At 67.6% G+C, this 6,343-nt stretch carries 6 protein-coding genes and 2 rRNA genes; 7 read left to right on the top strand and 1 reads right to left on the bottom strand.

The window, feature by feature from the left end:
* The 3 genes from ABD369_RS03810 to clsA form a co-directional block, all read left to right on the top strand.
* Positions 1-95: ribosomal RNA gene (locus ABD369_RS03810) — 23S ribosomal RNA — on the top strand; the annotation flags it as partial.
* Between the two features lie 78 nt (positions 96-173).
* Positions 174-290 (top strand): 5S ribosomal RNA (gene rrf / locus ABD369_RS03805).
* 95 nt (positions 291-385) lie between these two features.
* On the top strand, positions 386-994 hold the full coding sequence (clsA, locus tag ABD369_RS03800; protein WP_344634742.1) for a cardiolipin synthase ClsA: 609 nt from the start codon (positions 386-388) through the stop codon (positions 992-994).
* A 37-nt stretch (positions 995-1,031) separates the two neighbouring features.
* Here clsA and ABD369_RS03795 read toward each other — a convergent pair whose 3' ends face one another.
* Positions 1,032-1,316 carry a hypothetical protein gene (locus ABD369_RS03795; protein ID WP_344634759.1) on the bottom strand — a complete coding sequence of 95 codons (285 nt, stop codon included), beginning with the start codon at positions 1,314-1,316 and terminating at the stop codon, positions 1,032-1,034.
* On the opposite strand from ABD369_RS03795, the gene ABD369_RS03790 reads away from it, so the two are divergent.
* The 4 genes from ABD369_RS03790 (at position 1,216) to ABD369_RS03775 (ending at position 6,219) form a co-directional block, all read left to right on the top strand.
* A complete protein-coding gene (locus ABD369_RS03790) occupies positions 1,216-3,711 on the top strand; it encodes a sugar phosphate nucleotidyltransferase (protein ID WP_344634741.1) in 2,496 nt (831 codons plus the stop codon). The two genes, ABD369_RS03795 and ABD369_RS03790, sit on opposite strands and share 101 nt — an antisense overlap.
* A gap of 233 nt (positions 3,712-3,944) precedes the next feature.
* Entirely contained in the window at positions 3,945-4,949 is a 1,005-nt protein-coding gene (locus ABD369_RS03785; RefSeq protein WP_344634740.1) for a DUF881 domain-containing protein, read from the top strand.
* The gene (locus tag ABD369_RS03780; protein ID WP_344634739.1) at positions 4,946-5,278 is read left to right on the top strand and encodes a small basic family protein; all 333 of its coding nucleotides are present in this window, start codon (positions 4,946-4,948) and stop codon (positions 5,276-5,278) included. The genes ABD369_RS03785 and ABD369_RS03780 overlap by 4 nt, the downstream gene beginning before the upstream one ends.
* A gap of 11 nt (positions 5,279-5,289) precedes the next feature.
* Positions 5,290-6,219, top strand: coding sequence for a DUF881 domain-containing protein (locus ABD369_RS03775; protein WP_344634738.1), 930 nt, complete (start codon positions 5,290-5,292; stop codon positions 6,217-6,219).
* Positions 6,220-6,343 lie beyond the last annotated feature (124 nt).

Raw genomic sequence — 6,343 nt, 5'->3', positions numbered from 1 at the left:
AAGGCTCCCAGTAGACGACTGGGTTGATAGGCCGGATATGGAAGCCCTGTGAGGGGTGGAGTTGACCGGTACTAATAGGCCGAGGGCTTGTCCTCAGTTGCTCGCGTCCACTGTGTTGTTCTGAAACAACGACCCCAGCCGTGTGGTTGGTCCGGTTGATAGTTTCATAGTGTTTCGGTGGTCATAGCGTGAGGGAAACGCCCGGTTACATTCCGAACCCGGAAGCTAAGCCTCACAGCGCCGATGGTACTGCAGGGGGGACCCTGTGGGAGAGTAGGACGCCGCCGAACAATTATTCAGAAGAAGCCCTCTCCCAGACCGGGAGAGGGCTTCTTTGTTGTAGGGTCAATGCCGCACAGTTGTCGTACCGTCAGGAGGCCCCCAGGTGGAGGTCCAGGAGACGCGCGTTCAGACCGACCGCGTCCTCACCATTCCCAACCTGCTCAGCATGGGTCGGTTGGTCGGGGTGCCGATCTTCCTGTGGCTGATTCTGTGGCCGGTCTTCGGTGGGCCGGAGAACGACGGCTGGGCGATCGTCGTACTGATGCTGAGCGGGGTCAGCGACTACCTTGACGGGAAGTTGGCCCGGCGTTGGGGGCAGATCAGTCGGCTCGGGCAGATTCTCGATCCGGCTGCGGACCGGCTGTATGTGATCTCGACGCTGGTCGGGCTGACCTGGCGAGGGATCCTGCCCTGGTGGGTGACGGCAATTCTGGCGGCGCGGGAACTGTTCATCGCCTCACTGCTGCCCATTCTCAGCCGGTACGGCTATGGCCCGCTCCAGACGAGTTTCCTCGGTAAGGCCGCGACCTTCAATCTGATGTACGCGTTCCCGCTTCTACTGCTGGGGAGCGGTACGGGATGGCTTGCCACCGTGGCTGGGATCGTCAGCTGGGCCTTCATCTGGTGGGGAACCACGCTCTACTGGTGGGCGGCGATCCTGTATGCGGTGCAGGCCAGGCAGATCGTCAAGGCGGAAGCCGCGGCGCGCTGACTGCCGTCTGGGGACGCACACTGACGGTGTGGCGGGTTCAACTTGCCGAGATGCATGAGAGCCGTTGCATACGTTTGTGAGGCGGCGTGCAGTTGTGGCCGCGCGGGTGAGACAAGGCCCACGGCGTCACGGTGAGTCGGACGTAATCATCCGGGTAGAGATGCCCTGAAACGGTTTGATGGATCCCAGGGTCCACCACCGCGAAGGAGGATGCACCCGTAATGAAAGCCGTTGTGATGGCCGGGGGCGAGGGCACCCGCCTCCGGCCGATGACGTCGAGCATGCCGAAGCCGCTGTTGCCGGTCGCGAACAGGCCGATCATGGAGCACGTGCTGCGGCTGCTGAAGCGGCACGGTCTCACCGACACCGTAGTCACCGTGCAGTTCTTGGCCTCGTTGGTGAAGAACTATTTCGGCGACGGTGAAGAGCTGGGTATGCACCTCACATATGCCAACGAGGAGGTTCCGCTCGGCACGGCCGGGAGTGTGAAGAACGCCGAGGACGCGCTCCGGGACGACTCGTTTCTGGTGATCTCGGGGGATGCGCTCACTGACTTCGATCTCTCCGAACTGATCGCTTTCCACCGGCGTAAGGGGGCGCTGGTCACCGTCTGCCTGACCAGGGTGCCCAACCCCCTGGAGTTCGGGATCACGATCACCGACGAGAGCGGGCGGGTCGAACGGTTCCTGGAGAAGCCGACCTGGGGGCAGGTCTTCTCCGACACGGTCAACACCGGCATCTACGTCATGGAGCCGGAGGTCTTCGACTACGTCGCGGCCGGCGAGCCGGTTGACTGGTCCAGCGATGTCTTCCCGCAGCTTCTCAAGGAGGGGAAGCCGGTCTACGGCTATGTCGCCGAGGGCTACTGGGAGGACGTGGGTACGCACGAGAGTTACGGCAAGGCGCAGGCGGACGTCCTCGAGGGCAAGGTCGACGTCGAGCTCGACGGCTTCGAGATCTCGCCCGGTGTCTGGGTGGCCGAGGGCGCGGAGGTGGATCCGGAGGCGGTGCTCCGCGGGCCGCTGTACATCGGCGACTACGCCAAGGTGGAGGCCGGGGTCGAACTGCGTGAGCACACCGTGCTGGGCAGCAATGTGGTGGTGAAGCGCGGAGCGTTCCTGCACAAGGCGGTCATCCACGACAACGTCTACATCGGTCCGCAGAGCAACCTGCGGGGCTGTGTGGTCGGCAAGAACACCGACGTGATGCGGGCGGCCCGGATCGAGGACGGGGCGGTGATCGGGGACGAGTGCCTGATCGGCGAGGAGTCGATCATCTCGGGCAACGTCCGGGTGTACCCGTTCAAGACCGTCGAGGCTGGTGCCTTCGTCAACACCTCGGTGATTTGGGAGTCGCGCGGCCAGGAGCACCTGTTCGGGGTGCGCGGGGTGTCGGGCATCCTCAACGTCGAGATCACTCCGGAGCTGGCGGTCCGGCTGGCCGGCGCGTATGCCACGACGCTCAAGAAAGGGGCCACCGTCACCATTGCGCGTGACCACTCGCGCGGTGCGCGTGCGCTCAAACGGGCGATGATCTCGGCGCTGCAGACCAGCGCGATCGACGTCCGGGACCTGGAGAACGTGCCGATGCCGGTGGCCCGCCAGCACACCGCGAGGGGCAGTGCCGGCGGGATCTTCCTGCGGACCACTCCAGGGGTGCCGGACTCTCTGGACGTCCTCTTCTTCGACGAGCGCGGGGCGGATCTCTCGCAGGCCGGGCAGCGCAAGCTCGACCGGGTGTACGCGAGGCAGGAGTACCGGCGGGCGTTTCCGGGCGAGATCGGGGACCTGACCTTCCCGTCCAGCGTGTTCGACTCCTACGCGGGCAACCTGCTCAGGGTGGTGGACACCACGGGTGTGCGGGAGGCCGGGCTGAAGGTGGTGGTTGATGCCGCGCACGGCAGTGCCGGGCTGGTGCTGCCCAGCATCCTCGGGCGACTCGGTGTCGAGGCGTTGACGGTCGGCACCGGCCTGGACGAAGGCCGTCCGACCGAGGACGCGGAGGAGCGGCGGGCGGGCCTGGCTAGGCTCGGTGAGCTGGTCTCCTCGTCGAAGGCGGCCTTCGGGGTGCGGTTCGACCCGGTCGGCGAGCGGGTGTCCTTCGTGGACGAGCTCGGCCGGGTGATCGAGGACGACCGGGCGCTGCTGGTGCTGCTCGACCTGGTCGCGGCCGAGCGGCGCAGCGGGCAGGTGGCGCTCCCGGTGACCACCACCCGGATCGCCGAGCAGGTGGCCGCGTACCACGGCACGCAGGTCTGCTGGACCACCACCTCGCCGGACGATCTGGCCAAGGCGGCCGCCGCCGAGGGCACGGTGTTCGGCGGGGACGGCCGAGGCGGCTTCGTGGTACCGGAGTTCAGCGGCGTGCTGGACGGCGCGGCGGCGTTCGTGCGGCTGTTGGGCCTGGTGGCCCGTACCCAGCTGACGCTCAGCCAGATCGACGCGCGGATCCCGCAGGCGCACATCCAGCGGCGGGACATCGCGACGCCGTGGGCGGCCAAGGGCATGGTGATGCGTTCGGTGGTGGAAGCGGCAGGGAACCGCCGGCTGGACACCACGGACGGCGTCCGGGTGGTGGAGGCCGACGGCCGCTGGACGCTGGTGCTGCCGGATCCGGCCGAGGCGGTGACCCACCTCTGGGCCGAGGGCCCGGACGACGCGGCCACCGAGCAGCTGCTGGAGGAGTGGGCCGCGGTGGTGGACGCGGCTGGACGCTAACACGGCGGTCGCATGCCGGGGTCGAGGGAAGCCGAAGGGTTACCCCGGCCCCGGCAGGCTGTTCCAGGGCCCATCGAGCGGCCGGACGGTGGTTCGTGGCCTACCCGGCCGGTGCCGGGTGGCTTGCGGGGGCTGTGCACCCGCCGCATCCGCGACGTGGGACGATGTACCGCATGCCAGCACCGAGGACGCCGAGTGACCGGGACGGACGCTATTCGCGTCCCGACGCTTCGATGTCCCTCCTGACCAACGTGATGGACCACAGCCTCGACGACGGTTATGCCGAGGCGGCCAGGTTCCGCGGGGCGGAGGGCACCAGCAGGCTGCCCGGCTCCCTGCGCGGCCGGCTGACGCTGGCAGTGGGACTGGCCCTTGCTGCGGCGGTGGTGACAGTGGGTGCGGTCAACAACGAGGAGGCGGCACCGACCCTGGCCAAGGAGCGGGACGCGCTGATCCACCGGGTGAACGACGCCACCAGCGGTGCCGACAGGTTGCAGAAGCAGGTCGAGAGCCTGCGCGACAAGGTCGGGCAGGCCCAGCAACAGGCCCTGCGATCCCAGGGCGACGGCGGACTCGCGGCGGTCGCGGGACAAGCGGGCACGGGTGAGGTGTCGGGTCCCGGGGTGAAGCTGGTGATCGAGGACGCCTCGGGTACCGGGGCCGGCGGTTCGGCGAACAATCCGCGCCAGGCCGACGGTTTCCAGAACACCGGGCGGCTGAGGGACCGCGATCTCCAGCTGATCGTGAACGGGTTGTGGATCGCCGGTGCGGAGGGCATCGCGATCAACGGGCAGCGGCTGACCGTGCTGTCGGCCATCCGGGCGGCGGGCGATGCGGTGCTGGTCGACAACCGGCCGCTGGTGCCGCCGTACACGGTGCTGGCGACCGGGGACGGGCAGGGGCTCGCCACGGCTTTCCAGAACGCGGAAGCCGGGCACTACCTGCGGCTGATCCAGGATGCGTACGGGATCAAGTCCAACCTCTCGACGCAGAAGAAGGTGACGCTGCCGGGTGCGCTGGGCATCACGCTGCGGTACGCACGGCCGGTGACCGCGGCGCCGACGCCTTCGCCTTCGAGGTCGGCCTCGGCCTCGGCCGCTGCCGCCTCGCCGTCGTCCAGTACTCAGCAGTCGTCGAGTGCTTCGCAGTCGTCGAGTGCTTCGCCGTCACCCAGTGGGGCGACCAGATCCAGCAAGAGTCCGTCGATCCCCGCAGGGACAGGAGCAGCTACACCGTGATTGCCGTACTTGGTCTCGTGATCGGGGTGGTCGTCGGCGTCTTCGTACAGCCGGAGGTGCCGGATGCCGTGGTGCCCTATTTGCCGATCGCGGTGGTGGCGGCCCTGGACGCGGTGTTCGGCGGTGTCCGGGCGATGCTGGACGGGATCTTCGACGACAAGGTGTTCGTGGTCTCGTTCCTCTCCAACGTCGTGGTCGCGGCGCTGATCGTCTTCCTCGGTGACAAACTCGGGGTCGGCTCGCAGTTGTCCACGGGCGTGGTGGTCGTGCTCGGTATCCGCATCTTCTCCAATGCCGCGGCGATCCGGCGACATGTGTTCCGGGCCTGAGAGGGGGAGGGATGAGCGAGGACGAGAAGACCAAGCCCGAGGCGGAGAAGGTCGAGGCGGAGCAGGTCGAGGCGGCGAAGCCCGAGGCGAAGACGCCTGCGGCGGTGACCGCTGTCGTGGTGCCCGCCGCCCCGCCGACGGCCGAGGAGCAGGTGGAGGAGCAGCCCGAGGAGAGCGGTCGGGACGGCGCGGCCGACCGTCCGGTCACGGCGCCCGACGACGCCAGACGCCGGTTGAAGGCGGCGTTGTGGCCGCCGCGCCTCTCGCGCGGTCAGTTGGTGGTGGCCGTGCTGCTGTTCTCGCTCGGCCTCGCGCTGGCGATCCAGGTGCGTTCGACCAGTGACCACAGCAACCAGCTCCGTGGCGCCCGCCAGGAGGATCTGGTTCGTATCCTCGACGAACTGGACAGCCGTCAACAGCGTCTCCAACAGGAGAAGACGCAGCTCGAGCAGTCCCTGACCCAGTTGGAGAACAGTTCCAACCAGGCGAAGGAGGCTGAGGAGCAGACCAGGAAAAAAGCGACCGAGCTCGGAGTGCTCGCCGGCGCCGTCAAAGCCACAGGTCCGGGCATCGTACTGACTGTCGATGATCCCCAAGGGCAGGTGAAGGCGGATATGCTGCTGGACACCCTGCAGGAACTTCGAGCGGCGGGGGCGGAGGCGATTCAGATCAACGATGTGCGCGTGGTGGCGAGCACCTACTTCACCGATACGTCGGCGGGTGGTGTGCAGATCGACGGTAGGAAGGTGTCGCAGCCGTTCCGATTCACCGTGATCGGGAACCCGCAGGACCTGACGCCTGCTCTCAACATCCCGGGTGGTGTGGTGCGCACCCTGGAGAAACAGCAGGCACAGGCCACGATCACGGTGCCGCAGTCGGTTACCGTGGATGCGCTCGCCACCCCGAAGACCTCCCAGTACGCCACGCCGGCGGCAAAGTGACGGCACGACTGCCGTACGGTCCGTCAGTCGTGCCGCGCCCCGGACGGTGGGCGCACGGCCACGGTCGGCGACAATGGGACGTACCACTCGATCAGCGCCGGCCGCGGGCCGGGTCAGCTGTATG

The organism is Kitasatospora cystarginea, assembly GCF_039533515.1.
Lineage (GTDB): Bacteria > Actinomycetota > Actinomycetes > Streptomycetales > Streptomycetaceae > Kitasatospora > Kitasatospora cystarginea.
This window is presented reverse-complemented; position numbering and strand designations above follow the sequence as displayed.